At 42.5% G+C, this 17250-nt stretch carries 16 protein-coding genes; 9 read left to right on the top strand and 7 right to left on the bottom strand.

Annotated features, from left to right (window positions below; all coding sequences use genetic code 11):
- The 5 genes from B3157_RS11255 to B3157_RS11275 all read right to left on the bottom strand — a co-directional run.
- Positions 1–943, bottom strand: a 943-nt coding sequence (locus B3157_RS11255; RefSeq protein WP_292590579.1) for a hypothetical protein, incomplete at its 3' end; no start/stop codon positions are given.
- Positions 944–1122: 179 nt separating this feature from the next.
- Positions 1123–1605 carry a hypothetical protein gene (locus B3157_RS11260; RefSeq protein ID WP_214078796.1) on the bottom strand — a complete coding sequence of 161 codons (483 nt, stop codon included), beginning with the start codon at positions 1603–1605 and terminating at the stop codon, positions 1123–1125.
- Positions 1602–2456, bottom strand: a complete 855-nt coding sequence (locus B3157_RS11265; protein ID WP_214078797.1) for a hypothetical protein — start codon at positions 2454–2456, stop codon at positions 1602–1604. The genes B3157_RS11260 and B3157_RS11265 overlap by 4 nt, the downstream gene beginning before the upstream one ends.
- A gap of 619 nt (positions 2457–3075) precedes the next feature.
- Positions 3076–4236, bottom strand: a complete 1161-nt coding sequence (locus B3157_RS11270; protein ID WP_292590581.1) for a nucleotidyltransferase domain-containing protein — start codon at positions 4234–4236, stop codon at positions 3076–3078.
- Between the two features lie 6 nt (positions 4237–4242).
- Positions 4243–5022 carry a hypothetical protein gene (locus B3157_RS11275; protein ID WP_214078799.1) on the bottom strand — a complete coding sequence of 260 codons (780 nt, stop codon included), beginning with the start codon at positions 5020–5022 and terminating at the stop codon, positions 4243–4245.
- Between the two features lie 622 nt (positions 5023–5644).
- Between B3157_RS11275 and B3157_RS11280 the strand changes: the two genes are divergently transcribed.
- The 9 genes from B3157_RS11280 to B3157_RS11320 all read left to right on the top strand — a co-directional run bounded on the left by B3157_RS11280 (position 5645) and on the right by B3157_RS11320 (position 15993).
- Positions 5645–6226 carry a hypothetical protein gene (locus B3157_RS11280; protein ID WP_214078800.1) on the top strand — a complete coding sequence of 194 codons (582 nt, stop codon included), beginning with the start codon at positions 5645–5647 and terminating at the stop codon, positions 6224–6226.
- Entirely contained in the window at positions 6223–7776 is a 1554-nt protein-coding gene (locus tag B3157_RS11285) for a type I restriction-modification system subunit M (protein WP_292590584.1), read from the top strand. The genes B3157_RS11280 and B3157_RS11285 overlap by 4 nt, the downstream gene beginning before the upstream one ends.
- Positions 7777–7785: 9 nt before the next feature.
- A complete protein-coding gene (locus B3157_RS11290) occupies positions 7786–9195 on the top strand; it encodes a restriction endonuclease subunit S (protein WP_214078802.1) in 1410 nt (469 codons plus the stop codon).
- Between the two features lie 14 nt (positions 9196–9209).
- On the top strand, positions 9210–9440 hold the full coding sequence (locus B3157_RS11295) for a DUF2188 domain-containing protein (protein ID WP_103135290.1): 231 nt from the start codon (positions 9210–9212) through the stop codon (positions 9438–9440).
- Between the two features lie 13 nt (positions 9441–9453).
- Positions 9454–10800 (top strand): Shedu immune nuclease family protein, encoded by a 1347-nt coding sequence (locus tag B3157_RS11300; RefSeq protein WP_214078803.1) that lies wholly within the window; start codon positions 9454–9456, stop codon positions 10798–10800.
- On the top strand, positions 10793–13912 hold the full coding sequence (locus B3157_RS11305) for a type I restriction endonuclease subunit R (RefSeq protein WP_214078804.1): 3120 nt from the start codon (positions 10793–10795) through the stop codon (positions 13910–13912). Before B3157_RS11300 ends, B3157_RS11305 begins: the two co-directional genes overlap by 8 nt.
- Entirely contained in the window at positions 13912–14634 is a 723-nt protein-coding gene (locus B3157_RS11310; protein WP_214078805.1) for a M48 family metallopeptidase, read from the top strand. Before B3157_RS11305 ends, B3157_RS11310 begins: the two co-directional genes overlap by 1 nt.
- 79 nt (positions 14635–14713) lie before the next feature.
- The gene (locus tag B3157_RS11315; RefSeq protein WP_214078806.1) at positions 14714–15526 is read left to right on the top strand and encodes a DUF3825 domain-containing protein; all 813 of its coding nucleotides are present in this window, start codon (positions 14714–14716) and stop codon (positions 15524–15526) included.
- Positions 15523–15993, top strand: coding sequence for a DUF3825 domain-containing protein (locus B3157_RS11320; RefSeq protein ID WP_292590588.1), 471 nt, complete (start codon positions 15523–15525; stop codon positions 15991–15993). The genes B3157_RS11315 and B3157_RS11320 overlap by 4 nt, the downstream gene beginning before the upstream one ends.
- Positions 15994–16214: 221 nt before the next feature.
- Here B3157_RS11320 and B3157_RS11325 read toward each other — a convergent pair whose 3' ends face one another.
- Positions 16215–16499, bottom strand: coding sequence for a hypothetical protein (locus tag B3157_RS11325; protein ID WP_214078807.1), 285 nt, complete (start codon positions 16497–16499; stop codon positions 16215–16217).
- A 403-nt stretch (positions 16500–16902) separates the two neighbouring features.
- Complete coding sequence (locus B3157_RS11330) at positions 16903–17145, bottom strand: hypothetical protein (RefSeq protein ID WP_103135222.1); 243 nt, start codon at positions 17143–17145, stop codon at positions 16903–16905.
- Positions 17146–17250: the final 105 nt, after the last annotated feature.

Below are 17250 nucleotides of genomic sequence, written 5' to 3' on the forward strand. Positions count from 1 at the left end.
TAATTGCGGCATAGTTATACTCATCAAAATAGAAACCTCCGGGTGGACTTACACTCCACTTCCTGTACTTGTCTACCGGAAACAATGAAGTAGGGTACGCAAGAACGAACAGGTAGATTAGCTGTCTAAGGACAAAACTGGCTACAACCAGATAGAAAAGAACGCTTTCAGCTGAGATCGAGAGATTTCCTTTGTTCATAGTCGAAATGCTTTCGTCGAGTTGAGGAGAGTGATTGTAAGCGCAGAGGCTTTTGAATGCCTTTTTAAGCGATTCTTTCAACAGATTCAGCCTTTCAGTATTGCAGAATTCTGCCGCTGCCATGTGTTCTATACTCAAGTCAACCATTGCATGAAAGTTAGGTTTGTTCTTCTTTCCATGAACCCACTCGAGATGCTTTTCGTGCCCGTTCTTGTCAGCAGTTACATGTCGGTATATGTGCAAGACAGAAAGCTCCAGAAATGGTCTCAACAATGCCAAGGAAGCGAGCATATTCCCGTCCAGCCATGACGATATGCTGTCGCGCAAATACAAGAGACTCTCATGGAAGCAGTAATGCCTGTTCCATACATGCATTCGCAGGATCTCAGCAGCGGTCCTTGGTTTGAAATCAAGTTCCGCATTGATAGAGATGTCCAGAATATCCTGGAACTCATTGTAAGCCTGAATGCCATTAACTAGTTCTGAGAATTCCTGATTATCTCTAAAAAGAGAGAAAAGATCTTCAGTATACGGTTTCAGATTCTTTCTGCTTATTCCAATTATTGTCAGAAGAATCCTATCTGGGAAACCTTGACAATCCGGGTCCCTAACTATGCTTAGATATTCCCTCTGCTCAGGAAACCACTTCTTGAATCTTTCGAATTTCGTCTTGTCCGCCGTTCTTTCATCTCCTCGCGTAAGTATACTGCCGAAATGGCTGCTTTCCCGACTGACAATCACCATTTCAAGAGGTTCTATTTCTTAGTCCAGAATTGTCTCGAATGTTTATTAGCAGATGTCACATACCAATTTCGCGAATCACATATACTATCGATCAAATTGGAGCATACATAGCTGTGTTGAGATCTTTCACTCATAACATCCCATACCACTTACTGATAACTCCACGCAATTTGCATTAATCAGGTTTCTTTTCCCAGTTCGTTCCAGTTCTCGGTAAAATACCTGGAGATACCCAAGCCGGGCATGTATTCGGGATAGATCAGCTGAAACTCCTTTTGTGCTTCTTCATAACTTCTATCGGAGATCACGTGCAGCCCCTTGGCCATGAAAAGCAGTGCCAGAGAGGGAGCTCTTGATTCACCAAGATTGCAGTGAATCAGTAGATTCATGCCTTCGCTGTAATGCTTCTGGGAGAAGTTCATGAAATCAACAAAGGTCTGAGGCATGAAAAGAGGAATATCTGGATCGACAATGTTCAGATAGAGATTAGCTCCTCTTTCGAGACTAAGGTAATTATGGTGGTTCTTTGGTAGTGAACCTTTGTACCCAACTGCATTGACGTGGCATGGATTCTTGCACGCATGAACCACAGCCCATTCCGGTCTAGAATGGAAACAATCTCTTTCAGAACCAACGTAGAGACGATCGTAAACTTTTGTCATGTTGGATTGCCTTCCTTCAATTTCCTTTGCTGAAACTCAAGGGCAGTCCAGAAAATGTTCCATGCGAGGGATTGATAATTCCACAATTCTATAATCGTAATCTTTCTATTTTCAAGATTGGTTGATCCGTGGGCCGAATATTTATTCCTGAAGCTCTCGAACTCTATTATGAGCTCATGATAAGACTTATCAACGTAATTTCCAGTATCACTATCGTACTTCTTCATCTTCTTAAGTGGATCAATCCCTGCATTTGCAAACTTTTCAAGGAGCTTGTTTTCCTTTTTTGGGGGATCTCCAATTATTACCTCAACTGACTTATAGGCATTGTGAAGAGCATTTTCAAAGGCGCATTTCTCAAATCTGGTGGGCGGCACGAAACCAGGATCACTCAGTATTTCTGTAGCTCTCGGCATACAGAAGTCTCTGTGGCTCATTGCAAGGAAACCAGCGCTCAGAAGAAGCTTTTCACTGGAGACCAAAACAGGCACCAACTGAAAGATGTATCTGAGTCTGTCTTCGCCAATAGCCAGACTGTTATGCATAATTGTCTCGAAGCTTAAGAGATCAAAGTACTCAATATTCTCCGTATGATATCGCATAAGAGATTGAAGATGCAGAATGCTCTTAGTGTTTATTAAGTTCAGAGGGAACTTGAATAAGTAAAAAGGCTCTTCGTGAGGTAGAGAACCCATCGAGAGTAGAAATGCTCCCTGGAATGCATCGGCGATCCTTTCAGAAAGGTTGTCCGATTCCTCGCCATCACCAAAGACAATCACATGACGTCTTGAATGAGTTTCGTTACCCAAAAAAGGGTTACCTTGCTCATCGACAACAAGAACTGTCTTCAATAAACATCCTATCGCTTTGAGGGCTTTCCGAGAAGCTCGAAGATAATGCTGTGTTACTTTGCGACCACTACGCATAATATAGGTGCTCTTGTGGTCTTTGCTGCCTTCTGGAACGCTTAAACCAGTTACTAGATAACCGTATTTCATGAAAACCTACCCGGTCTTATGGTACGGAAGGCTTTGGTCTTTAAGGGAGTACGGTCTCTCTTCTTATTTGAAGTTGGATGTACTCCCTTGCCAAACCATGTACCTGTAGCAAGCCAGACTTCATAATAGAAAAGCCATAGGGATGTCCAGGGGATTATTGTCTCACCAATAAGCATAGTTGGTTTCCATTCATAGTGTTTCGGATAATATAGGCAGAGCGATCCATCAGAGAACAAATGAGGAGGATTTCTCCCATCCGATTTCTCCAGTTGTGGTTTAGTAATTCGGACTCTAGGGCGTGATTGGAGACGATAGTTCAATGTGAATGTGTACGTTGATGAAATCGTTGTGGGAGATATTTGCCCGCTTATTCTCAGTTCACCGCATTTAGCTATACATTTGAACCCTGGGAATGTTTGTTTCAGGTGGCTGTATTGCTCCATAATTGTCAAGGGTTTCAGTATGTTCTTCTTCACCTGCTCTCTCCAAAGAATGTATTCTTCCTCACAGTAGTTGAATTCAGCTCAGAATCCCCCACACTACTGAGATTACCTGTTGCGTTTCCCATAGTCAGACGCTCCGCTTCCCTAAGTGCCTGAATGTCTTCAGAGTATTTGGTCAAAGCTTCTTTTGTCACAGTCTCACCAAACATCTCTTCAAGATGTCTAGATATATCATTGATTCCCCTAATAGAGCTAAGGGTTTTCCACCGATTCGCGAAATCAGAGACAAATTCCTTAAAGGCCCTGAATTCAGCAGAATTAGCCTTCCAAGATTCTGCAAAGTTTTCTCCGTTTTCTATAGGATTAAAAACAGCGGGAGGAGACTGCAGACTGCACACATTGGAAAGAATTGAGTCAAGAATATGGCCCATATCATCAAACAAAGAACCCTTATCCTGATAGTACATACCAGCCAAGGTTGTCAGAACTATGCTCCTAGGCGCTTCATCATTTTTCGTTGAGAAATAGAAATCTCTTCGTCTCTTTATAAGTTGTACTGAACGTTTGAGAGTGGGTTTGACTTCAAACGGAATGTCATAAGGCAGTGGTTCCTGCTGAGCTACCTCAATAATCTTTCTCTGCAGTTTAATGCACCGATCTTCAAACCACTTTGCATATAGCCTTGGAGCAGATGGCACCCAATGATTGAGTTGCTTATCCGGAACTCGCAGTCTTTCTGACTCAATATTCGCAAATGGGTAAGCAGGTAGAATGTCCATATGAAAGTCATCAACATACTTGATGCGAACACATCTTCGCTTTTTCTCTACCATGTCGGCGTATCTATCACTATCCTTGAATTTCCTGTAAAGCTTATCAAGCAAAACGTTTGGGCTCAAATCGGAATGCCATATTTGTTTTATCTTCAACACAATGTCAAGATCATACTCCTCACCAGACAAAGGTTTTACAGTAGTGCCTATTTTGTAGGAGCCTTGCGGAAAGACATCGATATCGTTCCCCTGAAATAGATCTTCATCGCTATCAAGGAAATTGAAAATTGCATCATAGGTCTGACTTGCCTTTTCTCTTTTTGTTTGCGGCAGTTGTAGTTCATTTCCAATACGTTGGAGTAATTCATCCATTACAGGTTTTGAAGTAACAAAATAAGCTTCATACAGCACACTCATCACTCCTCACAGAATCCATTGTGAATGCTCAGAAATTATGGCTCCGAAGTTCTTTTCTGATATTCCCCTTTTTACTATCTCTTCTTTTGTGAACCACCCAATTCTTTTATCTTCCTTCTTCATTAGAGCTCCAACTTCATTCCATTGATTCTGGGTAATATCTAAGCTGTAGATCTCTGCATAAAGAAGTTCGTGACATTTCAGAACTGAAAGCCACTTATGTTTGAAAGTGATTTTAGTTCCAATCAATTGATAGAAATCAGGTTTTGTCGACGAAAAATCGCTTAGAATACCAGGAACGAAAAGCTCCTCACGAAGCTCTCTCTCTGGTGATAATTCTCTGTACTTGCGGCTGTCAAACCACTTGAAGAAACCAGAGAGTTTGCTGCCGGAGATATAGATCCTAAGATCGTTCTTGCTAGTCTCATCAACAGCCAGTTTGTCGTCAGATTCTCTCTTAAGCTCGTCAAGAATTCCTAGAGCACCTTCTTTGTATTTAAATACTCCACCAACTGGTTGATATTGATGCTGAATTCTATGACCTTTGACCAGCAGATATTTCCCATCCAATTCAATTTTGAAGAGATATGAAACAGATAGACGAACTCTTTTGCAGAAAAAACACAAAATGATAGCAAGTAGCTTATTTGACTGTATACTATTTAACGCAAATGCCCAGCTGATGGAAGCACTAATGAAGCAGGAACCTACTAACTGACCAAAACTCCAGGGTAGAAGAAACACAACAATCGAAATCGCCAAAACGATCAATAGTTTTGCTAGCAATCTTGTCCTCCTTAATTCGCTGGATTTACGATCTCTCACATATCCTTAAGATAATTGTTTGTAAATCATAAGAAAGAAAGACCCACACTGGTATTTGATTATCAATTCAATTCTGTTCAGATAATCCCCCAATTAAGGAGTTTCATGCGAGTAAGATTCATTTGAGTCTGGAGAAGTGTGTGGAAAGAGAGTGATTTGGAGAAGGATATCCAGTACACTCGTAGTGACAGTTTTATTTGCACGAAACTCGTTTCTCAAATCCTGGAGCCCCAGCTCTAGGATTTCTATTAAGAATGATACTACTATTTACACAGTTTGTCAAGCGATGGACTGTCGTAAGACACTTACAATTTATATATTGCTTCAGTTGTAGTTGGATTGTGCTATACTAATAACAGATTGGCAGTCGCTTCCTGAGACCTATCAGTTCATTTTAGCACTCAGTCGATTGTTTTCTGATGAGAGTCAATCCATAAGAAAAGTCTTAACAAAGGATTCTGTTAAAAGGGGCCTGATGAGCGTCGATTGGTACAAGCTCCGAGTGTAAGAAATTAGCGATAATAGATTACGTTGATCCATGCTGAAAACTTACGTCGATTTCGTTTCTATTTGGGAGCTACAAATGAGGATAACTGGGATAAAGCTTGAGCAAATTGCCGATGTGATAATCGGTATAAATGAGGTTAGAGGCAAGAAGTCGGGGGAGTTCACTTATCACATAGTGACCCCAGCTGACCTGGATGATTCGAACGACTTCGAAAGGCTTGAATCCGTAAATCTTGAGACGGAGGTCGGAGATCATAATCTAGTCCGTAGGGGTGATTTACTTATAAAGAGAGTCAGTCCTAACTTTGTAACGTTAGTCACGAGTGAAATCTCTGGCGTAGTTGTTTCGAGCAACATGTTGATTATTCGCTGTCATCGAAGCGTTGTCCCAGCATTTCTAGCTGGATATCTTGAGCTTAGAGGACTTGAAGCTCTGAAACATTATACGGAAAGAGGAATGACCATGCACTCGGTAAGCAAGAAGGAGCTGAATGAGTTTTTGATCCCCTTGCCAGATTTGAAGACTCAGGAGATCCTTGGAGAACTATGGTTTCTGAACAAGCAAAAGCGGGACTTGCTCTCGAGGCTTTCGGAAAAAGAAAGCGATCACATAAAATCTATATATATCAGAGCGCTAAGTGAGGGGAGAGGCAGATGACGACTAGAAAAGACATTGAAAACGTATTATGGAGAGGAGCCGACACCTTCAGGGACACGATCGATGCGGCCAACTACAAAGACTTCGTTCTTTCGATTCTCTTTGTGAAGTATCTGAGCGATACTCACACAGAGTTACTGGAAGAACTCAAAAGCAATTATGACGACGATGTAAGACTAGAACGTCAACTAAAAAGGCTTCCGGTTGTTATGGACGACGAGCATAAGTTCGATTACCTCTACAAAAACAAGAATAGCGACGACCTTGGCCAGTTAATCAACGCCTGTTTGAGAGGTATAGAAGATAAAAACTTCGAGCAGCTCAACGGTGTTTTCAGAAGCATAGACTTCAACAGTGAGAGTCTTCTGGGAAACAAGCCTCATAGAAACGCCATACTGAGAGAACTGTTAGACGATTTTGTAAACCTCGATTTACGCCCTTCACAGATACAAACAAATCCCGGACAGATTCCCGCAGACGTCATAGGCGACGCATATGAATATATGATCGGCGAGTTTGCAAGCAGAGCCGGAAAAAAGGCGGGAAGCTTTTTCACCCCTACGGCGGTCTCCGAACTTATGGCCCGTCTTGTTGAACCAAAACCTAATGACAGGATATACGATCCCACATGCGGTTCAGGTTCTCTGCTAATCCACGCAGCCAAGAGATCGGGAAAAGAAATGGACAAGGTTCAGATCTACGGGCAGGAACTCAATGGCTCAAGCCTCTCAATGGCAAAGATGAACATGTATCTTCACAGGATTCTGGACGCAAAGATAGCCTGGGGCGATACTCTTGCCAATCCGCTCCATCTGGACGAAAACGGTAACCTTATGCTCTTCGATGTAATCGTTGCAAATATGCCCTTCTCAAAGGATAAGTGGGCATCGGGCTTCAATCCGGGCGGTGAGAACGCAGGAAACGGCAAGAAGTTCAAGATGGAGGCCTCTCTTGACAAATACCACCGCTTCGACTGGGGCGTACCCCCTGCCAGCAAAGGTGATTGGGCCTTCCTGCTTCATATGATTCACAGCATGTCTGAGCAAGGAAGGATAGCCGCAGTTGCTCCTCACGGAGTTCTCTTCAGAGGCTCTTCAGAGGGGCGAATTAGGAAACAGGTGATCAAGAATAACCTTCTGGATGCCGTTATTGGGCTACCTTCAAATCTCTTCTTCGGAACATCGATTCCTGCTTGCATAATGGTATTCAAGAAGAACAGAGACAGGAACGACGTAATCTTCATAGACGCCTCAGGAGAGGACCACTACGAGAAGGCTAAGAACAAGAACACACTGAAAGAAAAGCATATTGAAGAGATAGTGAAGGCCTACCTTGATAGAAATGACATCCCGAAGTTTGCCCACGTTGCAACTGTCGAAGAGATAAAGGAAAACGACTACAACCTCAACATGCCTCGCTACGTAGATACCTTCGAACAGGAGGAGTTCATTGACATAGAAGCGGTACAGAAGAACATAAGAGAAATAAACGCCGAGCTTGAAGAAGTGCAGAAAAAAATGGACGAATATCTCAAAGCGTTGGGCTTGTAGGTGGCTGCTATGAGGGAAGATATTAAGAAGCGGATAGAGCAAATCAGGCGGGGAGAGGTGCCCGAGGGGTATAAGAATTTAGTAGATTATCATATTATCCCTATAGACTGGAGAATCAAGAAACTGGAAGATCTAGGCAGCTTGAAGAATGGGATCAACAAAGACAAAGATATGTTTGGTAATGGTTATCCGTTGGTCAATCTTGATGATGTTTTCGCCAGCAAATGCATATCGAGTACTAGTGAAATATCTACTTTGGTCTTCTGCTCTGAACAAGAACGAGCCAGCTATTCTTTGCGCAATGGAGATATTATCTTTGTACGATCTTCTGTGAAGAAAGAAGGCGTGGGATTAACTGCTTACGTAACAGAGGACTTATCGGACACAGTATTTAGTGGATTTCTAATTAGATTTAGATGCTTATCAGATTCATTGGTTGGTTCATATAAAGTATATTGTTTTGACTCTACATATTTCAGAGATCAGTTATTGAGGAAGAGCACTGTAAGTGCAAATACAAATATCAACCAAGAACAGCTTAAAATATTGAAGATAGCATTGCCATGCACAAATGAACAAGAGCAAATAGCTGAGATCTTATCAACGTGCGACAGGGTTATCGAACTGAAGAAGAAACTGATAGAAGAGAAGAAAAAGGTCAAGAAATGGCTTATGCAGACGTTGCTAACAGGCATGATCCGTGTCAAGGATATCGAGAACAAAACACCATTCGAAGAACTCAAGAAACGAATCGAGCAGATAAGAAACGGACAAGTGCCTGAAGGATATAGAAAGACTGAACTTGGAATTATCTCTCATGATTGGGAGATAACAGGGCTAGAGAAGATCTGCAAGTTGATAATTGACAAGAGAGGAAAGACACCAAAGCAGGACTCGTCAGATGGAGATATTCCAGGCCTTTCAGCACATAATGTAAGAATGGGCAAAATCGACTTCACATTCCCAACAACTTACTACTCTGAAGATGTATTTAACAGATGGATGAAGAATGAGAAGATTGAAAAAGAAGACATCATTATGACAACTGAAGCCCCTCTTGGAAATATAGCTCTGGTTGAAGAGACCAGAAAATACATTTTGGGTCAAAGAGTGGTTGCTTTGAGATTGAAAGATTCTGTAAACAGCATCTTTGGAAAACATTTGCTTATGTCAAATATCTTTCAGAGAAAGCTTCAGGAATTAGCTACAGGAACTACTGCTAAGGGGCTAAGTAAAAGGAATCTCAAATACTTGAAGGTTTATATCCCAGACACTGAAACTCAGAAAGCAGTCTCTTCTATCCTCTCAACCGCTGACACAGAGATTGATCTACTGAACAAAGACCTCGAACAATGGGAGCTAAAGAAAAAATCGCTTATGCAGTTGTTGTTGACAGGAATTGTGAGAATTAAAGCCTGAAAGGAGGATCGACTATGGGTAAAAAGAGCATTCATGTCACTCCATTAGGTGACAAATGGCAGGTTAAGAAAGGCGGCGCGAAGAAACCGACAAGGATAGTAGACACCCAGGCTGAAGCACAAGAGATTGCTGAGAGAATCGCAAAGAACCAGAAGACAGACACAAAGATCCACGGGAAAGATGGCAAAATAAGGGCTGGAAATAGCTACGGAAATGATCCGTGTCCCCCGAGAGACAAGAAATAGACGGGGCGAGTAGATGGTTTTGCAATTCTTAAAAGCCACAGATACGTTCCTAACTTTCAAAGTCAAATACCCAAACGATCTGCCAGAAGAAACCCGAAGAGTACGCATTGAAGACATCCAGGACGAGTTTCCAGAAATCAGTGATGATTTTCAGATAAAAGAAGAAGACTACGATTATTTCATGAAGAGAAGCGAAGTATTTGCTTTTTTCGATAAAGATGGGGTACTTCATTACATGATGCCGAAGAACTTCATATGCAAAGAGATAATCTACGAAGGGACGAAGAATATTCCAAAGGGGTTCTATTCAGTAGGTGGCGGATTTACTGATTACAAATTCGGATATCTTTTCACTGATGCGATAAGAGCGTTCCTGGACAACAAAGAAGCAACAATCAGCGAATTCAGGATTACGAAAGCGAATCAAACCTTGCTGAAACCCACAGGAGCTGGTAGCTATAAACTGATTCTTAACGAAAGAGACCTGCAGAGAATAAGGGATAGATCAAGACAGTACATCGAGGAGGGCAAAACGAACGCTAAGCACTCAATCATTGACTTTTTTGTGAATCGCTTCCCGGAGCTTTCGAATTTCGATGACAATTTAGATGTATTGACGTCAACAAAAAAGGCGCTGATTAAGTCCCTAGATGAAACCATAGTAGATAAACTTACACCTAAAGAACTAAAGCAAGTAGAATCGTTCTATATGAAGATTCTCGAAAGAAAGATAACGAAAAAGCCTTTCATAGAGAGAAATGTGCTTAAGCTTAAGGAGATAACTCTGGATAATCTTCTGGTTGATTTTGAGAATAAACTTGAGAAGAAAACTAATGAAAGCACATGGCAGAGGTTCTTTGAGCAGAACATATTCATCTTTGATTCCAGATATATCGATTTCGTTCCAAAACAGAATCTCAAAACCGGAAAGACTTCCATGCCTGACTTCCTAGTGCATGACATTTACGGTTTTGTGGATATCTATGAGATAAAGAAGCCAAGTACGAAGCTGCTTAAGTATGACAAAAGCCACAGCAATTACTACTGGAGCACTGAAATGGCTGCCGCGATAAGTCAGTTGGAAAAGTATGTATTCTTAGCATCAGCAGAGGCTCTATCAATTGAGAGGGATATAAAAGTTGAGAGAGGTCATTGCGTTACTGTTGTAAGACCTTGTGGAATACTTGTAGTTGGGCACAGCAAGGAACTTGAAAACGATTCAATGAAGCAGGACTTCCGAATACTCCGAAATTCGCTGAAAAACGTCGAGATAGTCTTGTATGATGAGATCTACGAAAGTCTCAAGAATCTGAGAAAGAAAATAGAATCCGAGAGTAGTGAAGGTGGATCTTATGCTTGACCACAGAATCTTCAACGAAAGACCGGAGAGCCAGGAGAGGATGATAAAGCTCCTCCAGAAGCTGGGATATGAATACGTTCCAAGGGCCGTGGCCGAAGAGAAACGCGGAAGCAAGAGTAAGGTCATTTTTGAAGACGAACTGGTCAAGTTTCTCGGAAGACAGATCTTTGATTACAAGGGGGAGAAGCTACATTTTTCAAGTGAGTCCATAGGCAAGGCTATTAGAGAGCTAGACGCTCCCATCACCAACGGCCTAATGATGACTAGCAAAGTCATATATGATCTTCTCTGCATGGGAAAAAGCCTGGAGCAGACTCTTCCAGACGGAGCGATGCAGTCTTTCGATATCAAGTACATCGACTTCGACAACCCTGCAAACAATATCTGGCAGGTAACTGACGAGTTCGAAGTAGAGAGGCCAAACGGCAAGTTTGCACGGCCGGATATTGTGCTTCTTGTCAACGGTATCCCCCTTGTAGTTATAGAATGTAAGAAGTCAAGTGTAGATGTAATCGAGGGAGTAAGACAGAACATCAGAAACTGGCACCCTGATTACATACCCCACCTATTCAAGTTCGCTCAAATTGTAATAGCAACCAATTCGAACGAGTTTTTGTATGGCACATGCGGAACTGCTGAAAAACACTTCAACAGATGGAAGGAAGAGCAGAAGGACTGGCAGGAAGAACTCTGCAAGAAGTGCTCCCCTGATGGAAAGATAGTAGAGCAAGACAGGGCGGCAGTTTCTCTTCTGTCAAGAGAAAGGTTGCTGCAGCTTACCAGAAGCTTCATCATATACGATGCCAATATTAAGAAGATAGCCAGGTACAAGCAGTTTTTCGCCGTCAAGAAATGCATGGACAGGATCAAAATGAAGGACGGCAAGGGAACAAAAAACGGGGTGCTCTGGCATACGCAGGGCTCGGGAAAGACTATAAGCATGATTATGCTCGTCAAAATGATCCAGCGTGACAAAGATTTCGAGAATCCACGTTTCATACTCGTTACTGACAGGAAGAACCTCGACAAGCAGATACTTGAAAACTTCAGCAACACGAAGATGCATCCGACAAGGGCAACTACGGGCCGTGGTCTGGTTTCTCTCATAAAGGACGACGGAAAGACTGTAGTTACTACCATCGTTAACAAATTCGAGACAGCCATAAAGATGAACTTCAGGAAAGAAAACAAGAACATGTTTCTGATTATCGACGAAGGTCATAGAAGCCACTACGGGAGACTGAATACATATATGAACGTGGTGCTTCCGAATGCAGTAAAACTCGCCTTCACGGGAACACCACTGATCAAAGAGGAAAAGAAGAACACCTATGACAAATTCGGACCCCTCATAGATTCTTACACGATGGAGGACGCAATCAGCGATGGGGTTACGGTTCCGCTTGTGTATGAAGGAAGAATAATACCTCAGGGAATTTCTAACGCGAAGATTGATGAGATTCTCAAATACGTCACCGCCCCACTTAGCGAAGAAGAGAAAGAGAAACTCAAGAAGAAGTACAGTACATTCTTCCATCTCTCACAGACAACAAAGAGGTTGGAAATGGTTGCAGTGAACGTGTACGAACACTTCATACACTATTGTCGGCCAAAAGGCTTCAAGGCGATACTGACTTGCTCCTCCAGAGCTTCTGCGATCGATATGTATCACGAACTCGAAAGTCTCGGAGATCTCAACTCAGCGGTAGTAATAAGCCCTTCGGATACCAGGGAGGGCGATGACGATGATCTTTCGAACTCGAGCAGAGAGAAAATAAACAGCTTCTTCAGCAAAATCGTGATCCCCCTTCACGGTGATTCGGAGACATACGAAGAATACGTAAGAACCACCTTCAACAGAGAAGACAATGATATTGAGCTCATCATTGTGAAAGATAAACTTCTTACGGGTTTCGACGCCCCAATAGCGGCTGTTCTTTACGTAGACAAACCCATGCGGGATCACAACCTCTTGCAGGCAATAGCAAGGGTTAACCGTGTTTATCCTGGGAAGGACTTCGGGCTCATCGTCGATTACTATGGAATCTTCAAAAAGCTTCACGGTGCGCTAGACCTTTATTCAGATGAAAAGTCAGGGATGAATCAGTTCGATAAGGACGATATAAAGGATGTACTGAGCGGACCTCAGGAAAACAGCAGAGAACTGCTTAGAGTGAGAGATAACCTTCTCAATCTCTTTCCTTCTATCCCAATTGATGAGAGACGGACTAGCGTTTGGCAGGAATGTCTTGAGAAAGACGATCTCCGGAAAGAATTCTACGAAAGGCTCAAAGAGTACTCAAAGATGGTCGATCTTCTCTTTTCGAGTTACGAGTTCTTCAACTTCGTCGGAGTAGAGAAAGCAGAGGAGTACAGGCGTGAGCTGCTCTTCTTCACTAAACTTAGAAATTCCGTCAGTTTAATTCATGATGATAGTGGAGAAATGAGCACAAAGGAATACGACGACAAGATCAAGAACCTTTTGAACAAATACGTGATGGCAAATGATGCCTGGACTGTACAGGAACCGCTTGACATAATGTACAAAGCGAAAATGGATGAGCAACTCAAATCGCTTGCTGACAGCAAGTCAAAAGCCGATGCCATAAAGACCAGAATGATAGCGGAGATAAGCTCGAGAGAACACGATGACCCAGCAATATACATGGAGTTCTCGGAGAGAATAAAAGAGACAATTCGCAGATACGAAGAAGAAAGAAACACTGAGAAATACCTCGCAAATATGGAGAAGCTGGCCGAAGATCTCCGAGAAGGTCGATCTGGAAAGTCATATCCTGCACGGATAGACAACGACAGCGACTCGAAAGCCTTCTACAGTACAGTGCTACATGAGTTACAGGAGCACTCAGGACTAAAAGCGAACGAAGCAATCGAAGAGGATATTGCCATTCTCTCCCAGGGAATTAAACGGGCAATAACTGGAAATACAAAAATTGATTGGCGTGACAATGTAACAGTGCACAAGAGGATCATGGCGGAACTCGACGATCTCATCTTCGATTTCATTGAAGCGCATGGACTAAAGGTTTCGACGGATATCATAGATCTCATTCTAGACAAGCTGCTTATAGTAGCAAAGAAGAGGTACTGATGGAAATGATAACTCTGAAACTCAATAACAACAAAGAAATAGAAGTTGCCGTTATAAGACGACAGATGAGAAACGTAAGGCTGAAAGTCTTCCCCAACGAAGAGGTTTCTGTTTCGGCGCCTCACGGGGTATCCCTTGAGTGGATCGAGAAGTTTGTAGAGAAGAAACGAGATTGGATTGAAGGTAAACTAGGCTTTTTCAGAGAGAGTAATGCTAACGATAAACTGAATTTCATAAAGAGCGGGGTCACTGTGAGGATTCTAGGCGAGCAAATCATGATTATCGTTCGAGAATCCCGGCAGAAGAATGTAATTCAGGAAGACGCGAAGCTCTTCATCTACACACCAGATCCAAAGGATGAGGAAATGCTCTCAAGACAACTTGAGGTCTGGATAAGGAGACAGCAGAAGAGTCTCTATGAAAGTCTGCTTGACAAGCTCTACCCCATAATTGGGAAGTATGGATACCAAAGGCCCACAATAATGGTCAGAAAGATGAAAACACTCTGGGGAAGCTGCAACAGAAAGAAGGGAATCATCACGCTGAACTACTACCTCTACAAAGCCAAGCAGCCCTGCATAGAATACGTAATGCTCCATGAACTTGTGCACTTCATCTATGCGGGGCACAATAGAGAATTCTACGACTTCTTGAGTACACACATGCCTGGCTGGAAAGAGCGAAAGAAAATCCTTGATTATGAGGTTGTTTTGGGAGTGTGATGATTGTTGAACTGATCTATAAATAATAGATTCGCATAGTGTTTCGTATTGCCTAAGTCAGGATGGAAAGGGGGAGAATATGAGATTATCTGGAAGTGAAATTGGTAAGTTTGCCTATTTTGGTGATCCCGAAAAGAGTTTGGAGATGTTGAAGCATCTTGCCGGAGTTCCATCACGGGATATAGATAGTCTTTTTGAAGAAGTCGAGGAACAGTTTAGGGAATGTTCAGCGAGATCCGAAATTGTGTACTTTGACATTGATGGGATTCCTTGTGCTCAGGGAGACGATTTCTCATGGTCATCTGAACCGGCGTGCCGCTATGCGCTGTTTCCAGTTAAAATCGCAGGATCCAAAGCAACCCTTTTTGGCGTTTTCTCGGAAAACGAAAAATATTCGATCGCTCAGAAGACCCAGAAGTGGTATGGTCTATTTTGGTTCGACACAACTCACTTGAATCACGCTTTCTACGAAAAAACATCCAAAACCTATCTCGGAGACATTGTTTTTGGAAGTAGAAACAAACTGGAGGAATTCCTAGATAGAATACTTGAGATAGCAATGCCAGAAGATTGGGACTTCTATCATGAATACTTTAGGCACTCAATACTGAAGTCTTACATTGAGAACACATATTATCGAGCGAAAAGTGAGGAGAAAATCGTATCCAATAAGAATGAGGGACTTTCGGCCTTTAACACAGGATTGTTGGCAAATAGGTTCGATGTGTCGTCCATTGGTAGCGGAGTCAGTGAGATCTACATAATTGCTAGGATAATGGATAAACAATTCATATACCCCAGATACGAGCGTCCCGAGGTCTGCATATCAAGGGTTGAGTACGACAGCTCTTCTCAAGGGTTCCTGAGATTCCGAGCTTCTTTGAGAGAATAGAAGATGTTCTCTTCAATCCAGATCGCGATGTTCACTCCGATGCTAAAGGTATGCTTCATATCATCGGAGACAATAGAGACCGCTTTCCACAAAAGCTTCAAGAAGAATCAGACCACCAACTTCGACAACTGCTAATGGCTGCTATCGAAAGAACAAAGATGCTAGCCAAACGCAACTATAAGCTGGTTGTTCCTCAGTTCTATTCTGGAAAGATACAGTTCCTAATGCCAATATTTCTATCGGGAGATCTTTCTCGCGATCCTGATTTTGCATTAGTGTTAAATCCCCTACGAAGTAGTGACTCAGACAAAGTGAATAGCTATGAAGCAACAACGATTATAACGCTGGATATGGCATATAAAAACGCTAGATTAATTGCTAAGCCAGATAACACTTGGCTAAAGCCGAGCTCCATTGTTGAATCAGAAGAGAACACGTTTTCGGGAGACACGTTAATCGATGGTTGAGTGTTAGGCTCTTGATGGAAACCAGTTTCAGAACCCTGTGACAGCTAGGGTAGCTGGGGTCTGATCTCGAACATGAAAGAAAACGCGATATCATCAAAAGGCGCGATTTCTCAATTGATTGTCCTCTAGAAGAGCTCAAAGACTGCGGCATACCTGCCTGGTATGCAAATCGAAGCAAGAAACTTGGTTGCCAAAATAGTGTTTAGGAGATCATTATCTATCTATCCTCCTCTGGGAACCAGGTTGCGACCAATGAACATGATGTACCTTAGGATCGCCGATCCGAAACTGCCAGGCAGACGCGAGATAATTGAGTTAGCTAACCCGCTGGAAAGTGAACGTCTTCTTTCAAGCACGGCGAATCCTCTTATTCCGTGAAGAGGACTAGTGTTTCCAGCAAATTGATTAAAGGCCAATGGGTTGAATTTCCACAGCTCACCGATTAATAGATTGTATTTCATCATTCTAATGAATGTAACAGCTGTTGCCAGCACAGAAAAAATCATTGTTATCACCAGAACGATAATGGTAGTATTCAAGGCTTGGAATTATTATTTGTTTGTTCTCTAGCTAATTGTAAATCAGGACGTGCAAAAAGAAGTCCGATCATATTCTCGTATTGTTTTTTGCAAGCTGTTACTCTGTCACCATATTGCTTCTGAAATGTATGACTAAGTTCAGGAAAAACTTGATCACAACTCCACTCCAAGCCTTAATCATACCTAACACCTTAAGCTAAACCAAACTCCAGAATGGTATCTCACTTCCGTTGCACACGTATTTGTTCAAGAAAAATGATACTGCTACTCACACCAAGAATGAGACCCCCCGATCTTGATTCGAGGGGTAGTTCTCTTCTTATTGCTCTGCTCTTCTTGAATCCTGAGACACGTTTCTCATTTCGGTCAATCACTTCACTAATACCTTCATCGCCGTCTTCCAAAGTCCCTTGTTAAGGAACATGACGACGAGGTCAATCAAGACGTCCAGGATGAAGTCGAAGAATTCAGGATCGATCTTCCACTCTTCATCCGGAAGCGCGTCCTTTATCATCTGCTTCACTTTCTCTTTCTTCTCAGCCCCATTGCCGGGACTCTCCACATAACTTGCGAAAATTGTGATTAGGGATATTAACTCTTTTATCCAGTTCAAATGGATTACCTCCTTCTTGTTAGTTCCGGCGCGCTGCGCCCACGTTCTTCGTTCCGACGCTACGCGTCCATGTTCTTGGTCAGGCGGAGTTGATCAAAGACGCCG

Source organism: Mesotoga sp. UBA5557 (assembly GCF_002425715.1).
GTDB lineage: Bacteria > Thermotogota > Thermotogae > Petrotogales > Kosmotogaceae > Mesotoga.

Excerpts from the sequence above, each read along its gene's own strand:
- B3157_RS11325 (WP_214078807.1), bottom strand. The coding sequence starts at position 16,499 with ATGATTTTTTCTGTGCTGGCAACAGCTGTTACATTCATTAGAATGATG.
- B3157_RS11310 (WP_214078805.1), top strand. The coding sequence starts at position 13,912 with ATGGAAATGATAACTCTGAAACTCAATAACAACAAAGAAATAGAAGTT.
- B3157_RS11260 (WP_214078796.1), bottom strand. The coding sequence starts at position 1,605 with ATGACAAAAGTTTACGATCGTCTCTACGTTGGTTCTGAAAGAGATTGT.
- B3157_RS11270 (WP_292590581.1), bottom strand. The coding sequence starts at position 4,236 with ATGAGTGTGCTGTATGAAGCTTATTTTGTTACTTCAAAACCTGTAATG.
- B3157_RS11285 (WP_292590584.1), top strand. The coding sequence starts at position 6,223 with ATGACGACTAGAAAAGACATTGAAAACGTATTATGGAGAGGAGCCGAC.
- B3157_RS11290 (WP_214078802.1), top strand. The coding sequence starts at position 7,786 with ATGAGGGAAGATATTAAGAAGCGGATAGAGCAAATCAGGCGGGGAGAG.
- B3157_RS11280 (WP_214078800.1), top strand. The coding sequence starts at position 5,645 with ATGAGGATAACTGGGATAAAGCTTGAGCAAATTGCCGATGTGATAATC.
- B3157_RS11295 (WP_103135290.1), top strand. The coding sequence starts at position 9,210 with ATGGGTAAAAAGAGCATTCATGTCACTCCATTAGGTGACAAATGGCAG.
- B3157_RS11315 (WP_214078806.1), top strand. The coding sequence starts at position 14,714 with ATGAGATTATCTGGAAGTGAAATTGGTAAGTTTGCCTATTTTGGTGAT.
- B3157_RS11300 (WP_214078803.1), top strand. The coding sequence starts at position 9,454 with ATGGTTTTGCAATTCTTAAAAGCCACAGATACGTTCCTAACTTTCAAA.
- B3157_RS11305 (WP_214078804.1), top strand. The coding sequence starts at position 10,793 with ATGCTTGACCACAGAATCTTCAACGAAAGACCGGAGAGCCAGGAGAGG.